The sequence below is a fragment of the Streptomyces sp. NPDC001348 genome (assembly GCF_053597535.1).
This window is the reverse complement of record NZ_JBSFIK010000010.1, coordinates 106,554-127,114: the sequence shown is the minus strand read 5'-3', so window position 1 is coordinate 127,114 and position 20,561 is coordinate 106,554. Positions and strand designations below refer to the sequence as shown.

24 protein-coding genes are annotated in these 20,561 nt (G+C 70.8%); 23 read left to right on the top strand and 1 reads right to left on the bottom strand.

The window, feature by feature from the left end; genetic code table 11:
- The first annotated feature begins 104 nt into the window (after positions 1 to 104).
- The 18 genes from proS to ACWC21_RS13620 all read left to right on the top strand — a co-directional run bounded on the left by proS (position 105) and on the right by ACWC21_RS13620 (position 14,911).
- On the top strand, positions 105 to 1,520 hold the full coding sequence (proS, locus tag ACWC21_RS13705; protein WP_450881282.1) for a proline--tRNA ligase: 1,416 nt from the start codon (positions 105 to 107) through the stop codon (positions 1,518 to 1,520).
- A 261-nt stretch (positions 1,521 to 1,781) separates the two neighbouring features.
- The gene (locus ACWC21_RS13700) at positions 1,782 to 2,384 is read left to right on the top strand and encodes a hypothetical protein (RefSeq protein WP_450881280.1); all 603 of its coding nucleotides are present in this window, start codon (positions 1,782 to 1,784) and stop codon (positions 2,382 to 2,384) included.
- 275 nt (positions 2,385 to 2,659) lie between these two features.
- On the top strand, positions 2,660 to 3,079 hold the full coding sequence (gene rpsP / locus ACWC21_RS13695; RefSeq protein WP_450881278.1) for a 30S ribosomal protein S16: 420 nt from the start codon (positions 2,660 to 2,662) through the stop codon (positions 3,077 to 3,079).
- Positions 3,080 to 3,084: 5 nt separating this feature from the next.
- Positions 3,085 to 3,324 (top strand): RNA-binding protein, encoded by a 240-nt coding sequence (locus ACWC21_RS13690; RefSeq protein ID WP_003973401.1) that lies wholly within the window; start codon positions 3,085 to 3,087, stop codon positions 3,322 to 3,324.
- A 106-nt stretch (positions 3,325 to 3,430) separates the two neighbouring features.
- On the top strand, positions 3,431 to 4,027 hold the full coding sequence (rimM, locus tag ACWC21_RS13685; protein ID WP_450881276.1) for a ribosome maturation factor RimM: 597 nt from the start codon (positions 3,431 to 3,433) through the stop codon (positions 4,025 to 4,027).
- A complete protein-coding gene (gene trmD, locus ACWC21_RS13680) occupies positions 4,027 to 4,860 on the top strand; it encodes a tRNA (guanosine(37)-N1)-methyltransferase TrmD (protein ID WP_450881274.1) in 834 nt (277 codons plus the stop codon). Before rimM ends, trmD begins: the two co-directional genes overlap by 1 nt.
- Positions 4,861 to 4,995: 135 nt before the next feature.
- The gene (rplS, locus tag ACWC21_RS13675) at positions 4,996 to 5,346 is read left to right on the top strand and encodes a 50S ribosomal protein L19 (protein WP_030612790.1); all 351 of its coding nucleotides are present in this window, start codon (positions 4,996 to 4,998) and stop codon (positions 5,344 to 5,346) included.
- Between the two features lie 45 nt (positions 5,347 to 5,391).
- Entirely contained in the window at positions 5,392 to 6,093 is a 702-nt protein-coding gene (gene lepB, locus ACWC21_RS13670; RefSeq protein WP_450881272.1) for a signal peptidase I, read from the top strand.
- The gene (lepB, locus tag ACWC21_RS13665; protein WP_450881270.1) at positions 6,086 to 7,180 is read left to right on the top strand and encodes a signal peptidase I; all 1,095 of its coding nucleotides are present in this window, start codon (positions 6,086 to 6,088) and stop codon (positions 7,178 to 7,180) included. The genes lepB (ACWC21_RS13670) and lepB (ACWC21_RS13665) overlap by 8 nt, the downstream gene beginning before the upstream one ends.
- Positions 7,071 to 8,045: a signal peptidase I gene (gene lepB, locus ACWC21_RS13660; RefSeq protein ID WP_450881268.1), complete on the top strand. Its 975-nt coding sequence runs from the start codon at positions 7,071 to 7,073 to the stop codon at positions 8,043 to 8,045. The genes lepB (ACWC21_RS13665) and lepB (ACWC21_RS13660) overlap by 110 nt, the downstream gene beginning before the upstream one ends.
- 197 nt (positions 8,046 to 8,242) lie before the next feature.
- Complete coding sequence (gene lepB, locus ACWC21_RS13655; protein WP_450881266.1) at positions 8,243 to 9,022, top strand: signal peptidase I; 780 nt, start codon at positions 8,243 to 8,245, stop codon at positions 9,020 to 9,022.
- The gene (locus ACWC21_RS13650; protein WP_450881264.1) at positions 9,012 to 9,536 is read left to right on the top strand and encodes an NUDIX hydrolase; all 525 of its coding nucleotides are present in this window, start codon (positions 9,012 to 9,014) and stop codon (positions 9,534 to 9,536) included. Before lepB (ACWC21_RS13655) ends, ACWC21_RS13650 begins: the two co-directional genes overlap by 11 nt.
- Positions 9,537 to 9,591: 55 nt before the next feature.
- A complete protein-coding gene (locus ACWC21_RS13645) occupies positions 9,592 to 9,900 on the top strand; it encodes a DUF2469 domain-containing protein (RefSeq protein ID WP_003993268.1) in 309 nt (102 codons plus the stop codon).
- Between the two features lie 88 nt (positions 9,901 to 9,988).
- Positions 9,989 to 10,363 carry a YraN family protein gene (locus tag ACWC21_RS13640; protein ID WP_450881262.1) on the top strand — a complete coding sequence of 125 codons (375 nt, stop codon included), beginning with the start codon at positions 9,989 to 9,991 and terminating at the stop codon, positions 10,361 to 10,363.
- Positions 10,363 to 11,988: a YifB family Mg chelatase-like AAA ATPase gene (locus ACWC21_RS13635; RefSeq protein WP_450881260.1), complete on the top strand. Its 1,626-nt coding sequence runs from the start codon at positions 10,363 to 10,365 to the stop codon at positions 11,986 to 11,988. The genes ACWC21_RS13640 and ACWC21_RS13635 overlap by 1 nt, the downstream gene beginning before the upstream one ends.
- Complete coding sequence (gene dprA, locus ACWC21_RS13630) at positions 11,985 to 13,145, top strand: DNA-processing protein DprA (RefSeq protein WP_450881258.1); 1,161 nt, start codon at positions 11,985 to 11,987, stop codon at positions 13,143 to 13,145. The genes ACWC21_RS13635 and dprA overlap by 4 nt, the downstream gene beginning before the upstream one ends.
- Positions 13,146 to 13,457: 312 nt before the next feature.
- Entirely contained in the window at positions 13,458 to 14,300 is an 843-nt protein-coding gene (gene whiG, locus ACWC21_RS13625; RefSeq protein WP_132855968.1) for an RNA polymerase sigma factor WhiG, read from the top strand.
- Positions 14,301 to 14,353: 53 nt separating this feature from the next.
- On the top strand, positions 14,354 to 14,911 hold the full coding sequence (locus tag ACWC21_RS13620) for a TetR/AcrR family transcriptional regulator (protein WP_450881410.1): 558 nt from the start codon (positions 14,354 to 14,356) through the stop codon (positions 14,909 to 14,911).
- A 24-nt stretch (positions 14,912 to 14,935) separates the two neighbouring features.
- Here ACWC21_RS13620 and ACWC21_RS13615 read toward each other — a convergent pair whose 3' ends face one another.
- Positions 14,936 to 15,520 carry a peptidoglycan DD-metalloendopeptidase family protein gene (locus ACWC21_RS13615; RefSeq protein WP_450881256.1) on the bottom strand — a complete coding sequence of 195 codons (585 nt, stop codon included), beginning with the start codon at positions 15,518 to 15,520 and terminating at the stop codon, positions 14,936 to 14,938.
- Between the two features lie 281 nt (positions 15,521 to 15,801).
- On the opposite strand from ACWC21_RS13615, the gene rpsB reads away from it, so the two are divergent.
- The 5 genes from rpsB to ACWC21_RS13590 all read left to right on the top strand — a co-directional run bounded on the left by rpsB (position 15,802) and on the right by ACWC21_RS13590 (position 20,490).
- On the top strand, positions 15,802 to 16,719 hold the full coding sequence (rpsB, locus tag ACWC21_RS13610; protein WP_450881254.1) for a 30S ribosomal protein S2: 918 nt from the start codon (positions 15,802 to 15,804) through the stop codon (positions 16,717 to 16,719).
- 149 nt (positions 16,720 to 16,868) lie between these two features.
- A complete protein-coding gene (gene tsf, locus ACWC21_RS13605) occupies positions 16,869 to 17,705 on the top strand; it encodes a translation elongation factor Ts (RefSeq protein ID WP_389155850.1) in 837 nt (278 codons plus the stop codon).
- A gap of 203 nt (positions 17,706 to 17,908) precedes the next feature.
- Complete coding sequence (pyrH, locus tag ACWC21_RS13600; protein WP_450881252.1) at positions 17,909 to 18,667, top strand: UMP kinase; 759 nt, start codon at positions 17,909 to 17,911, stop codon at positions 18,665 to 18,667.
- Positions 18,668 to 18,805: 138 nt separating this feature from the next.
- Positions 18,806 to 19,363: a ribosome recycling factor gene (frr, locus tag ACWC21_RS13595; RefSeq protein WP_014675285.1), complete on the top strand. Its 558-nt coding sequence runs from the start codon at positions 18,806 to 18,808 to the stop codon at positions 19,361 to 19,363.
- The gene (locus tag ACWC21_RS13590) at positions 19,363 to 20,490 is read left to right on the top strand and encodes a phosphatidate cytidylyltransferase (protein ID WP_450881250.1); all 1,128 of its coding nucleotides are present in this window, start codon (positions 19,363 to 19,365) and stop codon (positions 20,488 to 20,490) included. The genes frr and ACWC21_RS13590 overlap by 1 nt, the downstream gene beginning before the upstream one ends.
- The last annotated feature ends 71 nt before the right edge of the window (positions 20,491 to 20,561 follow it).

Here is a 20,561-nt window from a genome sequence, read left to right as displayed (position 1 = left end):
CGGGCTCGCGGCGGCGTCCAGTGGTCGAAGGGCCCTCCTTGTGCCTTCCCTGCGCCTGTGGCGAGAATTCACATCCTCGCAACGTGAGCCCGTACCATCTCGCCATGGCCAAGGCACCCGTTCTCACACCCCGGGCGGACGACTTCCCCCGCTGGTACCAGGATCTGATCAGCAAGGCGGAACTGGCCGACAACGGCCCGGTGCGCGGCACGATGGTCATCCGACCGTACGGATACGGGCTGTGGGAGCGGATGCAGGCGGAGATGGACGCCCGCATCAAGGAGACGGGTACCCAGAACGCGTACTTCCCGCTGCTGATCCCGCAGTCGTACCTCGCCAGGGAGGCCGACCACGTCGAGGGGTTCGCGCCCGAACTCGCGGTGGTCACCCATGGCGGCGGCAAGGAGCTGGAGGAGCCGGCGGTGGTCCGGCCCACCTCCGAGATGATCATCAACGAGTACTTCTCGAAGTGGGTGCAGAGCTACCGGGACCTGCCCCTGCTGATCAACCAGTGGGCGAACGTGGTCCGTTGGGAGCTGCGGCCCCGGCTGTTCCTGCGCACGACCGAGTTCCTGTGGCAGGAGGGCCACACGGCGCACGCCACCTACGAGGACGCCCGTGACTTCGCCTCGCACATCCACCGCGAGGTGTACGAGGACTTCATGACGAACGTCCTCGCGATGGACGTGGTCGCGGGACGCAAGACCGCCAAGGAGCGGTTCGCCGGCGCCATCAACACCCTCACGCTCGAAGGCATGATGGGCGACGGCAAGGCCCTGCAGATGGCCACCAGCCACGAGCTGGGCCAGAACTTCGCCAAGGCCTTCAACACCCAGTACCTGTCCAGGGAAGGCACCCAGGAACTGGTCTGGCAGACCTCGTGGGGCTCGACCACCCGAATGATCGGCGCCCTGGTGATGATGCACGGCGACGACAACGGCCTGCGCGTCCCGCCGCGTCTGGCGCAGACCCAGGTCGTCGTCCTCGCGATCAAGGGTGACGAGGCGGTTCTGGCCAAGGTCCGCGAGATCGGCGACCGGCTGAGGGCGGCGGGTCTGCGGGTCCAGGTCGACGACCGCACCGACACGCCCTTCGGCCGCCGCGCCGTCGACTGGGAACTCAAGGGTGTGCCCGTGCGCGTCGAGGTCGGCCCCCGCGACCTGGAGAACGACACCGCGATGCTCGCCCGGCGCATCCCCGGGGGCAAGGAGCCGGCGAAGCTCGACACGCTCGCCGACGTCCTGCCCGGCCTGCTGGAGGAGGACCAGGCGCTGCTGCTGAGCCAGTCCCGTGAGCGGCGCGAGTCCCGCACCACGGACGTGTCCTCGATCGACGAGGCCGTGGAGGCGGTCGGCGCGGGCGGCTGGGCGTGCATCCCGTGGGCGACGCTCGGCGCGGACGGCGAGGCCAGGCTGGCCGAGCAGGCGATGACCGTACGGTGTCTGGTCGCCGAGGACGGGTCGGTGCCGGCCGACGAGGACGCCCCCGGTAACGTCGCGCTCGTCGCACGCGCTTACTGAGCGGAGCCCTTCCGGCCCGGCGAGCGGCCGAAACGCCTCTTGCGGCTCACGCGGACCGCTGCGGCCCGGCGCGCGGACACCAGGTACGCGCCGGGCCGTACGTAGCACTACGTACCGGCTTGTTACGACCTGTGAGGCATATCCGCAGATCAGCGCACCCGCCCTCGTCGGGACGCATCAGGGGCAACTGACGGGTACGTGCAAATTATTTGGGATGCCCCGGAATCGGAACACAGCGGCACCCCGGCTCGTTGTCATTACGTGAGCACGACACAGACACCACCTGTCCTTGCCGCGGAGCTGGCGCAGGCGTGGTCCGACATCCAGCGGTACCACCCCGAGCTGCCTGACCTTGCCGCGCCAGAGTCCCTGATCGGAGAGTCCTCGTCCGCCTGCGGACACGAGCTCTCCTTCGAACGGCTGCTGCACGAAGCAGTCCACGGCATCGCCGCCGCACGCGGAGTACGCGACACCTCCCGCGCCGGCCGCTACCACAACCGCCGATTCCTCGCGATCGCCGAGGAGCTGGGCCTGGACCATCCCGACGAGCCGCACCCCAGCAGCGGCTTCTCGCTGGTCACGCTCAACCCCGAGGCGAAGCGTCGCTACCGGTCGACCATCGAGCGCCTGCAGCGCGCCCTCAAGGCACACACGGCGGCCACCTCCGCCGACACCTCCCGAACGTTCCGCGGCCCGGCCGCCCGCCACGGCTCGTCCGGCGGCGGCGTCCGCGTCAAGGCGGTCTGCGACTGCGGTCGCAACGTCCGGGTGGTCCCGTCGGTCCTGGCCCAGGCCCCGATCGTGTGCGGCGGGTGCGGCAAGCCGTTCCGGATCCCGGAGATCGTGGGGGCGGCGGCGAGCTGAGGTTACGGCTGTTCGTGGCAGCCGTAACCCGGCCCGTCCGGCGGGCGAGCACCCGACGTACCTCACCTCCGCGCCGGGTGCCCCTCACGCATGCCCGCGCACGCCCCTGTACCGAAGCGACCCGCCGGGTATGGCACAATGGCTAGCTGTACTCGACAGCCGCACAGGACCCCTCTCTCCTCCGGCTGACGCGTCCATCGGGCACTCGGGTACCGCAACCCCACGCGGCCGTCTCGCCGTGCCCAACCACGTCAAATCCAGGAGAACCCACTCCCGTGGCAGTCAAGATCAAGCTGAAGCGTCTGGGCAAGATCCGTTCGCCTCACTACCGCATCGTCGTCGCCGACTCCCGTACCCGCCGTGACGGCCGGGCCATCGAGGAGATCGGCAAGTACCACCCGACCTACAACCCGTCGGTCATCGAGGTGGACGCCGACCGTGTGGCGTACTGGCTGGGTGTCGGCGCGCAGCCGACCGAGCCCGTGCTCGCCATCCTGAAGAAGACCGGCGACTGGCAGAAGTTCAAGGGCGAGCCCGCCCCGGCGCCGCTGCTCGTCGCCGAGGCGAAGTCCGCCCGTCCGTCGTTCGACGCTCTCGGCGGTGACGACGAGGGCAAGGGTGAGGCGATCACCCAGAAGAAGAAGGCTGAGAAGAAGGACGAGGCCGCGGCTGAGTCCGAGTCGACCGAGGCCTGAGCAGCATGCTCGAAGAGGCGCTTGAGCACCTCGTGAAGGGCATCGTCGACAACCCTGACGATGTGCAGGTCGCCTCGCGCAACCTGCGCCGCGGGCGCGTGCTCGAGGTCCGGGTGCATCCCGACGACCTCGGCAAGGTGATCGGCCGCAACGGCCGCACCGCGCGCGCCCTGCGCACCGTCGTGGGCGCCATCGGCGGCCGCGGTGTCCGCGTCGACCTCGTCGACGTGGACCACGTCCGCTGATCGTTTCGCAGCACCGGCTCGGGCCGGGGAAGGCCACTGGGCCGTCCCCGGCCCGTAGTCGTATGAGCCGTCCCCGGCTCCTCGTTCCGACAGGAGAGCAAGCACAGTGCAGCTGGTAGTCGCACGGATCGGCCGCGCCCACGGCATCAAGGGCGAGGTCACCGTCGAGGTCCGTACCGACGAGCCGGAGCTCCGGCTCGGCCCCGGTGCCGTACTGACCACGGATCCCGCCTCCGCGGGGCCGCTCACCATCGCCGCCGGCCGGGTGCACAGCGGCCGGCTCCTCCTGCGCTTCGAGGGCGTCGCCGACCGCAACGCCGCCGAGGCGCTGCGCAACACCCTCCTGATCGCGGAGATCGATCCGGACGAACTCCCCGAGGAGGAGGACGAGTACTACGACCACCAGCTCGTCGACCTCGACGTGGTGACCGAGGACGGCACGGAGGTCGGCCGGATCACGGAGATCTCGCACCTGCCCACGCAGGACCTGTTCATCGTGGAACGCCCGGACGGCACCGAGGTCATGATCCCGTTCGTCGCGGAGATCGTCACCGAGGTCGACCTGGAGCGGCAGCGGGCGGTCATCGCCCCGCCGCCGGGGCTGATCGACGACCGCGCGGAGATCGCGTCGTCCCGGGAATCCGGGGACTTCGAGAATTCCAGGGGCTCGGGGGACTCGAGGGACTCAGGGGACGATGCCTGATGCGCCTCGACGTCGTCACGATCTTCCCCGAGTACCTGGAACCGCTGAACGTCTCCCTCGTCGGCAAGGCACGCGCGCGTGGACAGCTGGACGTACGGGTGCACGACCTGCGCGCGTGGACCCACGACCGCCACAACACCGTCGACGACACCCCGTACGGCGGCGGCCCCGGCATGGTCATGAAGACCGAGCCCTGGGGTGACGCCCTCGACTCCGTGCTCGCCGACGGCTACGAGACGGGCTCGCGCTCTCCCGCGCTGATCGTCCCCACCCCCAGCGGCCGCCCCTTCACCCAGGAGCTGGCCGTCGAGCTGTCCGAGCGCCCCTGGCTGGTCTTCACCCCGGCCCGCTACGAGGGCATCGACCGGCGGGTCATCGACGAGTACGCCACCCGGATCCCGGTGTACGAGGTGTCCATCGGCGACTACGTCCTGGCCGGCGGCGAGGCCGCCGTACTGGTCGTCACCGAGGCCGTGGCACGACTGCTGCCCGGCGTCCTGGGCAACGCCGAGTCCCACCGCGACGACTCCTTCGCGCCCGGCGCGATGGCGAGCCTCCTGGAGGGCCCCGTCTACACCAAGCCGCCCGTCTGGCGCGGCCGCGACATCCCGGACGTGCTGCTCAGCGGCCACCACGGAAAGATCGCCCGCTGGCGCCGGGACGAGGCGCTCCGGCGTACGACGGCCAACCGGCCCGACCTCGTCGAGCGTTGCGATCCCAAGGCGTTCGACAAGAAGGACCGCGAGATGCTGTCCATCCTGGGCTGGGAGCCCGACCCGGACGGCGAGCCCTACGGCCGATTTTGGCGCAGGACCGAGGGCGTGGAAGAATAGACCGCTGTTGTGCGTCCGTCCGGTGTGCGCCCCTGCCACAGGGGGACACGACGCCCGCCCCGACCCGCACGGCAGTCCTCCTGGAAACCTAGTTCCCGTTGATGACCTGTGGCATCAGCGAAGAAAGCAGACGAAATGTCTCACCTGCTCGACTCCGTCGACTCCGCGTCGCTGCGCAGCGACATCCCGGCCTTCCGCCCGGGTGACACCGTCAACGTCCACGTCCGCGTCATCGAGGGCAACCGCTCCCGTGTGCAGCAGTTCAAGGGCGTTGTGATCCGCCGCCAGGGCTCCGGTGTCCGCGAGACCTTCACGGTCCGCAAGGTCTCCTTCTCGGTCGGCGTCGAGCGCACCTTCCCGGTGCACACCCCGATCGTGGAGAAGATCGAGCTCGTCACCCGTGGTGACGTGCGCCGCGCCAAGCTGTACTACCTGCGCGAGCTGCGCGGCAAGGCCGCGAAGATCAAGGAGAAGCGCGAGAGCTGAGCTCTCCGCGGAGGTCACAGCGGGGGCGGATAGCATCTGGCCCCGATGGACGCCGAAGCACAGCCGACGGAGCGCGACCGCTCCTCCCGCCCCGACGACACCGGGGGCACGGAGGAGCGGTCGCGTTTCGCGTTGGTGTCGCGGATCACCGACTGGCTGCCGGGTGGGTGGGCCACCCTCACGCTCTTCGCCTGCCTGGTGTTCCTGCTCCTCCTCAGCACGTTCGTGGTCCAGCCCTTCCAGATTCCCAGCGGATCCATGGAACAGGGATTGAGGATCGGGGACCGCGTTCTCGTAAATAAGTTGGCGTACCGTTTCGGTGCCCAGCCGCGCCGTGGCGACGTGGTTGTGTTCGACGGCACCGGGTATTTCGGGGACGCGGACTACGTCAAACGCGTTGTGGGTGTAGGGGGAGACCACGTGGTCTGCTGCGACAAGAAGGGGAGGATCGAGGTGAACGGCCGTCCGGTCGACGAAACGGCGTTCCTCTACCCCGGGGACAGCGCGTCCGCCGTGCCCTTCGACGTCGTGGTGCCCGACGGCACGCTCTTCCTCCTCGGTGACCATCGCAGCGACTCCAGCGACTCCCGCGACCACCTGGGCTCGCCGGGCGGCGGCATGATCCCCGTCGGCGACGTGATCGGAAGGGCCGACTGGATCGTGTGGCCGTACGACCGTCTCACCCACCTGAGGCGGCCCGCCGCCTACGCGCGCGTGCCCGCCGCCGCGGAGGGCGCCCATGGGTAACCGTGGCAAACCGCGCAGCGTGCCCGGCACCCCCGCCGGCGGCCTGCTGCCCACCGGGCTCCGTCGCACTTCCGCTCCGTCGTCCGGCGGGCGCAGCCGCGCCGAGCGGCGCAAGCTGCAGCGCAAGGTCAAGCGCAAGCGCAGGCGCGGCGCCGTACGGGAGATCCCCCTCCTGGTGGGCGTGGCGGTGCTCATAGCGCTCGTCCTGAAGACCTTCCTCGTCCAGGCGTTCGTGATTCCCTCGGGCTCCATGGAGGAGACGATCCGGATCGGCGACCGCGTCCTGGTCGACAAGTTCACCCCGTGGTTCGGCTCCAAGCCGCAGCGCGGGGACGTCGTGGTGTTCCACGATCCGGGCGGCTGGCTCAAGGACGAGCAGACCACCACGACCAAGAACGACCCCGTCGTGGTCAAGCAGGTCAAGGAAGGGCTCCAGTTCATCGGCCTGCTGCCCTCGGCCAACGAGAAGGACCTCATCAAGCGGGTCATCGGAGTCGGTGGCGACCACGTCAAGTGCTGTGACGCACAGGGCAGGGTGACGGTCAACGGCGTTCCGCTGAGCGAGACCGACTACCTGTACCCGGGCAACGCCCCGTCCCTCATGCGGTTCGACATCACCGTCCCCAAGGGGCGGCTGTGGGTGATGGGCGACCACCGGGGGAACTCGGCGGACTCCCGCTACCACCAGAACTCCAAATACGGCGGCACGGTCTCCGAGGAATCGGTGGTCGGACGCGCCATGGTCATCGGCTGGCCGCTGGGCCACTGGACACGTCTCAAGGAACCGCAAACCTTTTCTTCCGTCACCGACGCGGGGGCCACGACGGCCTCACCACCGCAGCTGTCGCATAGGGTTGTCAACGACGATCCGAACGGAACGATCCAACTCCCGACCCCTGCGGAACTTCCGCTCGTTATGGGAGTGGTGGGCCTGCACCGTGGATGGGGCAGGCGGCGGCACAGAGTGAGGAGTTGGCGTGGGGGATGTGGCCCTTGGCGCACGGTCAGGACACGACGGCGAGGAGGACCGCGGACGCCCCGTGGACGCGACCCCCGGTGCGGACGACGCCGTGACCTCCGGGAATGACCCCGTGGCGGGTGACGGCGACGGTGACGGTGACGGTGCGGCGCCGGGCGGGCAGCAGCCCCCGGCCGGGGACCAGGGCTCCAGTGGCTCGACGCCGGCCCCGAGGAAGCCGCGCTCCTTCTGGAAGGAGCTGCCGATCCTGATCGGCATCGCGCTGGTGCTGGCCCTGCTGATCAAGACGTTCCTGGTGCAGGCCTTCTCGATCCCCTCCGATTCCATGCAGAACACCCTGCAGGAGGGCGACCGGGTCCTCGTCGACAAGCTCACCCCGTGGTTCGGCTCCGAGCCGGAGCGCGGCGAGGTCATCGTCTTCCACGACCCCAGCGAGTGGCTGGCCGGTGAACCCACACCCGAGCCCAACGCCGTGCAGAAGGTCCTCAGCTGGATCGGCCTGATGCCGTCGGCGGAGGAGAAGGACCTGATCAAGCGGGTGATCGGAGTCGGCGGCGACACCGTCCAGTGCAACGGGACCGGCCCGCTGAAGGTCAACGGCAAGGCATTGAACGAGCCGTACGTCTACCCCGGCAACACGCCCTGCACGGACGACGACTCCGGCGGCCAGTTCAAGGTCAAGGTGCCCAAGGGCTACGTCTGGGTCATGGGCGACCACCGTCAGAACTCCCGCGACTCGCGCTACAACCAGGACGACAAGTACCACGGCATGGTTCCGGTCAAGGAGGTCGTCGGACGCGCCATCGTGAAGGCCTGGCCGATCAACCGCTGGGGCACGCTGCCGGTTCCGGACACCTTCGACCAGCCGGGCCTCGACCGGAAGGCGGCCGCCGCGGCACCGCCGTACGCACCGGAAGCGCTCGCGCTGGCAGGAGTGGTACCGGTGGCTCTCTGGCGGCGCCGCCGCAGGTAGGAACGTACGCCACGGACGGGCCCCGGAGGCGGACCGAGCGGGTCCGCCTCCGGGGCCCGTCGCCGTTTCCGGGCAACGGGACGGTCAAGTTCGGTTATGCGTTCGCCAATGGATCATCGCCCGCCCGTCCGCGCCGGGTGATCGGGTGCCCGGTGCCGGGTGCCCCCCGCCGGTACCGCCGGGTAGGGTGCGGGGCCATGGGTGGCGAGAGCACGACGCGTACGGCCCCGCGCAGCGGCGCGGGCACAGGAGCGGCACAGGTGGGCAGCCCGCTGGGACAGCGGCTGTCCGGAGTGGTCGTGGCGCTGGGTCTGGTGATGTTCCTCGGCGGATTCGGGTGGGGGGCGCTGGTCTACCGGCCGTACACCGTACCCACCAGTTCGATGGCGCCGACCATAGCCGCCGGCGACCGGGTGCTCGCCCAGCGCGTCGACGGCGACCAGGTGCGGCGCGGCGACGTGGTGGTCTTCCGCGACGAGAGCTGGGTGACGGGCTCGAACGTGGTCAAGCGCGTGGTCGCGGTCGGCGGTGACACCGTCGCCTGCTGCACCGACGGCAAGCTGACCGTGAACGGCAAGCAGATCGACGAGCCGTACCTGGCCAAGGGCAGTCCGGCCGAGGACAAGCAGATCCCGACGGTGACCGTGCCCAAGGGCCGGCTCTTCCTCCTCGGCGACGAGCGGCAGGGCTCCCTGGACTCCACCGCACACCTCACCGACGCCGCCAGGGGCACCGTCTCCCGCAGCGCCGTCTCCGCCCGGGTGGACGCCGTCGTCTGGCCCATGAACGGCATACTGAAGCGCCCCACCGGCTTCGAGACCCTCGGCGCCCTCTCCCGGCCCGGCCCGCTTCGGGCGATCGTCTGGCTGATCGGCGCCGGCGCCGTGCTCATCCTGGGCGGTGGCGCCTACGGCCCCGTGGCCAAGCTGTTCGGCGGCCGTTCCCGGGCTCGTACGGAGCCCGTCCGTGCCGGCTGAGACCGCGGAGCCGGACTCGGGCTCACGTGACGGCGGGCTGCGCAAGGTCGCCCGGGTGGTCCTGCTGGACCCCGACGACCGCATCCTGCTCCTGCACGGCCACGAGCCGGACGATCCGGCCGACGACTGGTGGTTCACCCCCGGCGGAGGACTGGAGGGCGACGAGACGCGCGAAGAGGCCGCACTGAGGGAACTCGCCGAGGAGACCGGCATCACCGAGGTCGAACTCGGCCCGGTGCTGTGGCGGCGCGTGTGCTCGTTCCCGTTCGCCGGCCGCCGCTGGGACCAGGACGAGTGGTACTACCTGGCCCGTACGGCCCAGACCGAGACCCGCGCGGCGGCCCTCACCGAACTGGAGCGGCGCAGCGTCGCCGGAGCACGCTGGTGGACGTGCCGGGAACTCACCCGGGCACATGAGACGGTGTATCCGACCAGACTCGCCGAGCTCCTGGGCAGGCTGCTCGACGAAGGTCCCCCGGCCAGGCCCGTGACCCTTGACCCGGAAATCGTCTAGGGGCCTGCGGGACTGACGCACAATGGGGGGACCGCACGGTGAAGGGGAACATGCCATGAGCGCCGAGGACCTCGAGAAGTACGAGACCGAGATGGAGCTGAAGCTCTACCGGGAGTACCGCGATGTCGTCGGTCTGTTCAAATACGTGATCGAGACCGAACGGCGCTTCTATCTCACCAACGACTACGAGATGCAGGTGCACTCGGTCCAGGGTGAGGTCTTCTTCGAGGTGTCCATGGCGGACGCCTGGGTGTGGGACATGTATCGGCCGGCCCGCTTCGTGAAGCAGGTGCGCGTCCTCACGTTCAAGGACGTGAACATCGAGGAGTTGAACAAGAGCGACCTGGAGCTCCCGAGCGGGTGACGGGGTTGTCCACAACCGCGGACTTGTCCACCAAGATCCACTAGTCCGCCGAGCCGCCCTCATCGTTGGCGCCGGAGGTGGTGCCGGGATGAGGGCACGCGACGCACGACGCAGTGCGATGGGCAAGTACGGCGAGGACCTGGCCGCGCGGCGGCTGGGGGAGGCGGGGATGACCGTCCTGCAGCGCAACTGGCGCTGCGGCAGGACGGGGGAGATCGACATCGTGGCCAGGGACGGAGACGTCCTCGTGGTCTGCGAGGTCAAGACCCGCCGGGCGGGCTCCTTCCAGCACCCCATGGCCGCGGTCACACCGGCCAAGGCACAGCGCCTGCGCGGCCTGGCGGAACGCTGGACACAGGAACACGGGGGCGCCCCGCCGGGCGGCGTCCGCATCGACCTGATCGGCGTCCTGCTCCCCGACCGCGGCTCACCCGTGGTCGAGCACGCACGGGGGGTGGTCTGATGGGATTCGCCCGAACGTGTTCCGTGGCGCTGGTGGGCGTCGAGGGAGTGCTGGTCGAGGTCCAGGCCGACCTGGAACCGGGCGTCGCGGCGTTCACCCTGGTGGGCCTGCCCGACAAGAGCCTCACGGAGAGCCGGGACCGGGTGCGGGCGGCGGTCGTGAACTCGGGCTGCGAGTGGCCGCAGAAGAAACTCACGGTGGGCCTGAGCCCGGCCTCGGTGCCCAAGGCCGGCAGCGGCTTCGACCTGGCCGTCGCCTGCGCGGTGCTCGGCGCCGCCGAGCGGATCGACCCCCGGGTCCTCGCCGACATCGTGATGATCGGTGAACTGGGACTGGACGGCCGGGTCCGCCCGGTCCGGGGTATCCTGCCCGCCGTGCTGGCCGCGGCGGACGCGGGCTACGAGCAGGTGGTCGTCCCGGAGTGCGCCGCCGCCGAGGCCGCCCTGGTGCCCGGTGTCTCGGTGCTCGGCGTCCGCAGCCTGCGGCAGCTGATCGCCGTCCTGACGGACGAACCCGTACCGGACGAGGAACAGCACGAACCGGGGCGCCCGGACCCGCTCCTCGCCGGACTGCGCGCGCCCGGCGCGGGAGCGGCCACCGGCATGCACAGCGCCGGCGACTCGCAGCACGAGCAGGCCCACGACCTCGCCGACGTCGTCGGCCAGCGCTCGGCCCGCACGGCGGTGGAGGTGGCCGCCGCGGGCGGACACCACCTTTTCCTGGAGGGGCCGCCCGGCGCGGGCAAGACCATGCTCGCCGAGCGGCTGCCCGCCGTCCTGCCCCGCCTCGGCCGCCAGGACTCCCTGGAGGTGACGGCCGTGCACTCGGTCGCCGGGCTCCTGCCGCCGGGCAAGCCCCTCATCGACACCGCCCCGTACTGCGCCCCGCACCACTCGGCCACCATGCAGTCCCTCGTCGGCGGCGGCCCCGGCATCGCCAGGCCCGGCGCCGTCTCGCTGGCGCACCGGGGCGTGCTCTTCCTGGACGAGGCCCCCGAGTTCCACGGCCACACGCTCGACGCGCTCCGGCAGCCCCTCGAGTCGGGCCACGTGGTGATCGCGCGCAGCGCGGGCGTCGTGCGGTTCCCGGCGAGGTTCCTGATGGTGCTCGCGGCCAACCCCTGCCCGTGCGGACGTTTCTCCCAGCGCGACTCGCTGTGCGAGTGCCCGCCCTCGGCGATCCGCCGCTACCAGTCCCGGCTCTCCGGCCCCCTGCTCGACCGGGTCGACCTGCGCGTCGAGGTGGACCCCGTCACCCGGACCGAGCTCACCCGGCCCGGTGCGCGCGGCGAGTCCACGGCGACGGTCGCCGACCGGGTCCGGGCAGCCCGGGAACGGGCCGCCGCACGCCTGTCCGGAACCCCCTGGCGCACCAACAGCGAGGTCCCCGGCAGAGAGCTGCGCGGCCGCTGGCACGCGGCGAGCGGCGCGATGGACGAGGCGGAGCGGAACCTGGAACGGGGCGTCCTGACCGCCCGGGGGATCGACCGCGTGCTCCGGGTCGCCTGGACGGTGGCGGACCTCGTCGGTCACGACCGGCCGGATGCCACGGACGTCGCCCTGGCCCTCCAACTGCGCACGGGCGTCCCCCGGGGCGTGCCGATGGCCATCGGGGCGCTGACGTGACCGCGGTGGACGCCTCGCCCGAGGCCCGGCTGTGCCGGATCTTCCTCACCCGGGTCCTCGAACCCGGTGACGAGACCGGCGGCCGCTGGGTGCGGGAGCACGGGGTCCGGGAGGTGGCCCGGCGGCTGCGGGAGGGGAGTGAGCCGCTGCCGGGGGTGAGCGGCACCCGGTGGGCCGGGCTGCGGGCCCGGGCCGGGCGGGCCGAGCCCGAACGGGACCTGGAGGCCGCGCGGGCGGCCGGGGTGCGGTTCGTGTGCCCCGGGGACGCCGAGTGGCCGGGACAGCTCGACGACCTCGGGGACGCCCGGCCCCTGGGGCTGTGGGTGCGCGGCCGGGCCGGCCTGCGGATGTGGGCGCTCAGATCGGTCGCCGTCGTGGGCGCCCGGGCCTGCACCGAGTACGGGGCCCACACGGCGGGCGTGCTCTCCGCGGGGCTCGCCGAGCGGGGCTGGGTGGTCGTCTCCGGCGGTGCCTACGGCATCGACGGCGCCGCCCACCGGGGCGCCCTCGGCGCGGGCGGTGCCACCGTCGCCGTCCTGGCCTGCGGAGTCGACCGGCCCTATCCGCGCGGGCACACCCAGCTGATCGCCAGGATCGCGGAACAGGGGCTGGTGATCGGGGAGTTGCCGCCCGGTGATCATCCGACACCGAGCAGGTTCATCCTGCGCAACCGGGTGATCGCGGCCCTGACCAGGGGCACCGTGGTCGTGGAGGCCGCCTGCCGCAGCGGCGCCCTGGTCACGGCGCGGGCGGCACAGCGGCTGGGGCGGTTCACCATGGGCGTGCCCGGACCCGTCACCAGCGCCCTCTCGGCGGGGGTGCACGACCTGCTGCGCGGCGAGGCGGTGCTCGTGACCGACGCCGCGGAGGTCGTCGAGCTGGTCGGCGAGATCGGTGATCTCGCCCCGGCCCGGCGCGGCCCGGTCCTGCCGCGCGACCTGCTGGAACCCGACGCCCGGCGCGTCCTGGCCGCCCTGCCCGCACACCGGCCCGCGCCGCCCGGGGAGATCGCGTGCGGGGCGCAGACCACGCGGGACGAGGCGGTCGCCAGACTGTACGAGCTCCGAGCACTTGGTTACGTGGAACGACACGGCGACGGCTGGAAGTTGACACGCCAGGCGATGAACCCGGTCGAGGATGATCGGACCCGATGTTGACCGAGCGTGTTCGGCCGTCCGGGGGAACCCCCGACACCCTTGGGTTTTCTCGGAGTTGGCACCCCCGGACGGTCACACAGAGCAATACGTCGGACGGGCGTCGACACGTCGTCACGGGTGCCCCCGCAGGGGGTGAGGCTCGCCGTTCGCACACCGCGACTCCTCAGTCACGCTACGCTCACGAAGGCTTCGACACAGACCGCGGCAACTCGACACCAGACAGACACCTCACCCACCCACTACCTCTTCCGTCCACTCCTCTCAGTTACAGCACTTCACGGCACTTCACGGCAGAACGGCACAAGGCGACGAATGCCCCAGCACACCTCCGGGTCCGACCGGGCGGCGATCCCCCCAGCCGCCCGCGACGGTGGCAGCGTGCGGCCGCCCGCTCCCTCGACGCTCGACGAGCTGTGGCGGTCCTACAAGGCGACGGGGGACGAGCGGCTGCGGGAGCAGCTGATCCTGCACTACTCGCCGCTGGTGAAATACGTGGCGGGACGGGTGAGCGTCGGTCTGCCGCCCAACGTGGAGCAGGCCGACTTCGTGTCCTCGGGAGTCTTCGGGCTCATCGACGCGATCGAGAAGTTCGACATCGACCGGGAGATCAAGTTCGAGACGTACGCGATCACCCGGATCCGCGGGGCCATGATCGACGAGCTGCGGGCACTGGACTGGATCCCCCGGTCGGTGCGGCAGAAGGCGCGGAACGTCGAGCGTGCGTACGCGACGCTGGAGGCGCGGCTCAGACGGACCCCCACGGAGCCCGAGGTGGCCGCCGAGCTGGGCATCGAGGTGGACGAGCTGCACGCGGTCTTCAGCCAGTTGTCGCTGGCGAACGTGGTGGCGCTGGAGGAGATGCTGCACGCCGGCGGTGAGGGCGGCGAGCGGTTGACCCTGATGGACACGCTGGAGGACACCGACGCGGACAATCCGGTCGAGGTGGCCGAGGACCGCGAGCTCAGACGGTTCCTGGCGCGGGCGATCAACACGCTGCCGGAGCGGGAGAAGACCGTCGTGACGCTCTACTACTACGAGGGGCTCACGCTCGCCGAGATCGGCAACGTGCTCGGGGTCACGGAGAGCCGGGTCAGTCAGATCCACACCAAGTCGGTGCTGCAGCTGCGGGCGAAGCTGGCGAGCTTCGGCCGCTGACCGGGCGGCGCGTTTGTACAGTTGTCGACGTGCCAAGGATTCGAGCGGCCTCCGTGGCCGAGCACCGGTCGATGCAGCGAGCCGCCCTCCTGGACGCGGCCCGGTCCCTGCTGTCCGAGGGCGGGACGGAGGCACTGACCTTCCCGGCCCTCGCCGAGCGGACCGGGCTGGCGCGGTCGTCCGTGTACGAGTACTTCCGGTCGCGGGCCGCCGTGGTCGAGGAGCTGTGCGAGGTCGACTTCCCGGTGTGGGCGGCCGAGGTGGCGGCGGCGATGGAGCGGGCGGACACCCCTGAGGGCAAGGTCGAGGCGTATGTGCGCCGGCAGCTGGCCCTGGTCGGGGACCGGCGGCACCGGGCCGTCGTGGCGATCTCGGCGAGCGAGCTGGACGCCGGGGCGCGGGAGAAGATCCGCGCCGCCCACGGAGGGCTGGTGGCGATGATCGTCGAGGCGCTGGGGGAGCTGGGGCACGCGGAACCCCGGCTCGCCGCCATGCTGCTGCAGGGCGTCGTGGACGCGGCCGTGCGGCGGATCGAGCTGGGCGCCGCCGAGGATCCGGCCGAGATCACGGATGCCGCGGTCGGTATGGCCCTGCGCGGCGTGCGGGGCTGACACCGGCCGCGTCGGCCGCCGGCGCTACCCGGGCAGCGGGACGCCCAGCACCGGCAGCAGTCGCGACGGGCCCCTGCGCAGGAGCCACGGTGGGAGCAGGGACAGCGGGTCCAGATAGGTGTGCCCGCTGAGCAGGCCCCAGTGCAGGCACCCGCCCCCGCAGTGCCCGTCGGCGGCCTCCACCCTGCCCACCGTCTCGCCCGCTTCCACCTCGTCCCCCTTCCGTACGGAGGGCTTCACCGGCTCGTACGTCGTGCGCAGGCCGGTGCCCGCCAGTTCCACGGCCACCACTCCCCGCCCGGCCACCCGCCCCGCGAAGGAGACCCGGCCCGCCGCCACCGCCCGTACCGGAGCCGGGGCGGCGGCCGCCAGGTCCACGCCCCGGTGCCCGGGGCCGTACACCGACGCCGGGGGCTCCCAGCCGCGTACCACCGCCGGCCGGGTGCCCACCGGCCAGGCCCGGCCGATCGCCGGGACCGGTGGTCCGGCGGCCGGGGGGCCAGGGGTGTCCGCCCGCGCCAGGGGAGGAAGCGTCAGGGGGGACAGGGCACTCACCGACAGGGCCAGCGGCAGGAGCAGCCACATACCCGCACCTCGTTTCGCTCGCATGGGAGAACCGTCCCGCACCACCGCCGGTCACCACCCCGATCTGTGGACGGCACCCGGGTTGTGGACAGCGGCGTCACCCGGCGGCTCGCCGGTCCCGTACACTTCTTGTGGCGATCCGGGTCACCGGGTCGACTTCGCACGCCCCGACGCGACGTGACCGGCGACGGTCCGTTCGTGTCAGCGCCCCTCGGTCCTCATGTGGCAACGGCGCATCGCGGGCGTCAGGCGCGGGAGCCGTCCGGCATCCGCGGCACAACCGAGAAATTCAAGGAGATACGGCCATGGCCGTCGTCACGATGCGGGAGCTGCTGGAGAGCGGCGTCCACTTCGGTCACCAGACCCGCCGTTGGAACCCGAAGATGAAGCGCTTCATCTTCACCGAGCGCAACGGCATCTACATCATCGACCTGCTCCAGTCGCTGTCGTACATCGACCGCGCCTACGAGTTCGTCAAGGAGACCGTGGCCCACGGCGGCACGGTCATGTTCGTCGGCACGAAGAAGCAGGCGCAGGAGGCCATCGCCGAGCAGGCCACCCGTGTCGGCATGCCCTACGTCAACCAGCGCTGGCTGGGCGGCATGCTCACCAACTTCTCCACCGTCTACAAGCGTCTGCAGCGCCTCAAGGAGCTTGAGCAGATCGACTTCGAGGACGTCGCGGCCTCCGGTCTGACCAAGAAGGAGCTGCTGGTCCTCTCCCGCGAGAAGGCCAAGCTGGAGAAGACCCTCGGCGGTATCCGCGAGATGCAGAAGGTGCCCAGCGCCGTCTGGATCGTGGACACCAAGAAGGAGCACATCGCGGTCGGCGAGGCCCGCAAGCTCAACATCCCGGTCGTCGCCATCCTCGACACCAACTGCGACCCCGACGAGGTCGACTACAAGATCCCGGGCAACGACGACGCGATCCGCTCCGTCACCCTGCTCACCCGTGTGATCGCCGACGCCGTCGCCGAGGGCCTCATCTCCCGCTCCCGCGTCGCCACCGGTGACAAGGGCGAGAAGGCCGCCGGCGAGCCGCTCGCCGAGTGGGAGCGCGACCTGCTCGAGGGCGAGAAGAAGGCTGACGAGGCTCCGGCCGCCGCCGAGGCCCCCGCTGCCGAGGCTCCGGCCGCCGAGGCCCCCGCTGCCGAGGCCCCCGCTGCCGAGGCTCCGGCCGCCGAGGCCACCGAGGCTCCGGCCGCCGAGGGCGAGCAGGCCTGACCCCGGTGTTGACGGCGGGGGCGGCATGAAGTCCGCCCCCGCTGTTCACCCGTAGGTCAGCACCGGGTCCGCGGTCCGCGCTACTCCAGTGGAGCGCAGACCGCGCAGATCTCCGATCTCCCAAGACTTCGAGAAAGACTCACAGACTCATGGCGAACTACACCGCCGCCGACGTCAAGAAGCTCCGTGAGCTCACCGGCGCCGGCATGATGGACTGCAAGAAGGCGCTGGACGAGGCCGAGGGCAACGTCGAGAAGGCCGTCGAGGCGCTCCGTATCAAGGGCCAGAAGGGCGTCGCCAAGCGCGAGGGCCGCTCCGCCGAGAACGGCGCCGTGGTCTCCATCATCGCCGACGACAACTCCTCCGGCGTCCTGGTCGAGCTGAAGTGCGAGACGGACTTCGTCGCCAAGGGTGACAAGTTCCAGGCCGTGGCCAACACCATCGCCGAGCACGTCGCCAAGACCTCCCCGGCCGACCTCGACGCCCTGCTCGCCTCCGAGATCGAGGCCGGCAAGACCGTCCAGGCGTTCGTGGACGAGGCCAACGCCAACCTCGGCGAGAAGATCGTCCTGGACCGCTTCGCGCAGTTCTCCGACGGCTACGTCACCGCCTACATGCACCGCACGATGCCCGACCTGCCCCCGCAGATCGGTGTCCTCGTCGAGCTGGACAAGCCCAACGCCGAGGTGGCCAAGGGCGTCGCCCAGCACATCGCCGCCTTCGCGCCGAAGTACCTCGCCAAGGAGGACGTGCCGGCCGACGTCGTCGAGTCCGAGCGTCGCATCGCCGAGGAGACCACCCGCGCCGAGGGCAAGCCCGAGGCCGCGATCGCCAAGATCGTCGAGGGTCGGCTGAACGGGTTCTTCAAGGACGCCACGCTGCTCGGCCAGCCGTATGCGCTGGACAACAAGAAGTCGGTCCAGAAGGTTCTGGACGAGGCCGGTGTCACCCTGAAGCGCTTCACGCGCATCAAGGTCGGCATCTGAGTCCGTACCGCGATCGACGCGTGACCCTGGGGAAATCCCGATAGGGTCGACAGCAGTCGTCCGCGTACACCGCCGCACCCGGGCATGTGGCGGACGACAGCAGAACTGACGAGGAGGCCATTGCCGCGCATGGGAGCGAGAAGCGACCCCAACCGGCAGTGGCCTCCTTCGCATGTGCACCACGTAACAGAGGCGGGATCCCCATGACCACCAAGGCCCAGAAGAGCGACGACGGCAAAGTACACGGCCGGTTTCTGCTGAAGCTGTCCGGAGAGGCGTTCGCCGGTGGCGGGGGCCTGGGAGTCGACCCGGACGTGGTGCACAAGATCGCCCGTGAGATCGCGGCCGTCGTGCGCGACGGCGCCGAGATCGCGGTCGTCATCGGCGGCGGCAACTTCTTCCGCGGCGCCGAACTCCAGCAGCGCGGCATGGACCGCGCCCGCTCCGACTACATGGGCATGCTCGGCACCGTGATGAACTGCCTCGCCCTCCAGGACTTCCTGGAGAAGGAGGGCATCGACAGCCGGGTGCAGACCGCCATCACCATGGGCCAGGTCGCCGAGCCGTACATCCCGCTGCGCGCCGTGCGCCACCTCGAGAAGGGCCGCGTGGTCATCTTCGGCGCCGGTATGGGCATGCCGTACTTCTCCACCGACACCACCGCCGCCCAGCGCGCCCTCGAGATCGACGCCGAGGCGCTGCTGATGGGCAAGAACGGCGTGGACGGGGTGTACGACTCCGACCCCAAGACCAACCCGGACGCGGTCAAGTTCGACGCCCTCGGCTACGGGGAGGTCATCACCCGCGACCTGAAGGTCGCCGACGCCACCGCGATCACCCTGTGCCGTGACAACAAGCTGCCGATCCTCGTGTTCGAGCTGCTGGCCGAGGGGAATATCGCGCGGGCCGTCAAGGGTGAGAAGATCGGCACCCTTGTGGGTGATCAGGGCAGCCGGGCCTGACCGGACCACCCGGGACCTCGCCGGGGGATGGACAATGACCTGCCGGTCGGGAACCGTGCAGGAAGAAGACGCGACGCAGCCGGCCGCCGCCGACAGGGAACCGCAGCCGGGCCTACTCAAGACACGCAGGAGCAAGTGGTGATCGAAGAGACCCTCCTCGAGGCCGAGGAGAAGATGGAGAAGGCCGTCGTGGTCGCCAAGGAGGACTTCGCCGCGATCCGCACCGGCCGAGCACACCCCGCGATGTTCAACAAGATCGTGGCCGACTACTACGGCGCGCCGACGCCGATCAACCAGCTGGCCTCGTTCTCCGTGCCGGAGCCGCGCATGGCGGTCGTGACCCCGTTCGACAAGAGCGCGCTGCGCAACATCGAGCAGGCGATCCGCGACTCCGACCTGGGCGTCAACCCGAGCAACGACGGCAACATCATCCGCGTGGTGTTCCCCGAGCTCACCGAGGAGCGCCGCCGCGAGTACATCAAGGTCGCGAAGGGCAAGGGCGAGGACGCCAAGGTGTCCATCCGCTCCGTCCGCCGCAAGGCCAAGGACGCCATCGACAAGCTGATCAAGGACGGCGAGGTCGGCGAGGACGAGGGCCGCCGTGCGGAGAAGGAACTCGACGACACCACCGCGAAGTACGTCGCCCAGGTGGACGAGCTCCTCAAGCACAAGGAAGCGGAGCTGCTCGAGGTCTGATGAACGACTCTTCCTGGGGCGCTCCGCCGCAGACCGGGCCACCGGCCGGGTACTGGGGGCCGGGGCCCACCGACCGGGGACCGGTCCAGGGACCTGCCCCGGCGGGGCCCGCGTACGATGCGCAGGACGCGCAGCAGACTCGCCCCATGCCCAGCGTGCCCGACGTACCCGCGTTCGGCGGAGACCAGGAGACACCGCAGGCCCACCCCTACGGACCGTATGACATGCAGCGGACGTCGCCCCCCGGGGCGGCGCCGCAGAATCCGGAGCCCATGCCCGACGCCCCGCAGCCGGCGCCCGCGCCGCAGAAGAAGAGCGCGGGCCGGGACCTGGGCGCGGCCATAGGGGTCGGCGTCGGGCTCGGCGTCGTGATCGTGGCGTCCCTGTTCGTCGTCAAGGCCGTGTTCGTCGGCGTCGTGGCGGTCGCCGTCGTCGTGGGCCTGTGGGAGCTGACCAGCAGGCTGCAGGAGCGCAAGGGCATCAAGGCGCCCCTGGTCCCGCTCGCGCTCGGCGGTGCGGCGATGGTCGTGGCCGGCTACCTCCGTGGCGCCGAGGGTGCCTGGGTGGCGATGGCGCTGACCGCGCTGGCCGCGCTGGTCTGGCGGATGACCGAACCGCCGGAGGGCTACCTCAAGGACGTCACGGCCGGCGTGTTCGCGGCGTTCTACGTCCCGTTCCTGGCCACGTTCGTCGCGATGATGCTCACCGCCGACGACGGCCCGTGGCGCGTGCTGACCTTCCTCCTCCTGACGGTGGTCAGCGACACCGGGGCGTACGCCGTCGGCTGGCGCTTCGGCAGGCACAAGCTCGCCCCGCGGATCAGCCCCGGCAAGACCCGCGAGGGGCTGCTCGGCGCGATCCTGTTCGCCATGGTCGCGGGCGCGCTGTGCATGCAGTTCCTCATCGACGACGGCGCCTGGTGGCAGGGCCTCGTTCTCGGCCTCGCGGTCGCGGCCAGCGCCACGCTCGGCGACCTCGGCGAGTCGATGATCAAGCGCGACCTGGGCATCAAGGACATGGGCACGCTGCTCCCGGGCCACGGGGGCATCATGGACCGCCTGGACTCACTGCTGCCGACCGCTCCGGTGGTCTGGCTGCTGATGGTGACGTTCGTCGGCTCGGCCTGAGCCGCGCGCAGGACCTCACGGGCCCCCGTACCGCACCGGAACGGGGGCCCGGAGTTCTGCCCACTCGTGCG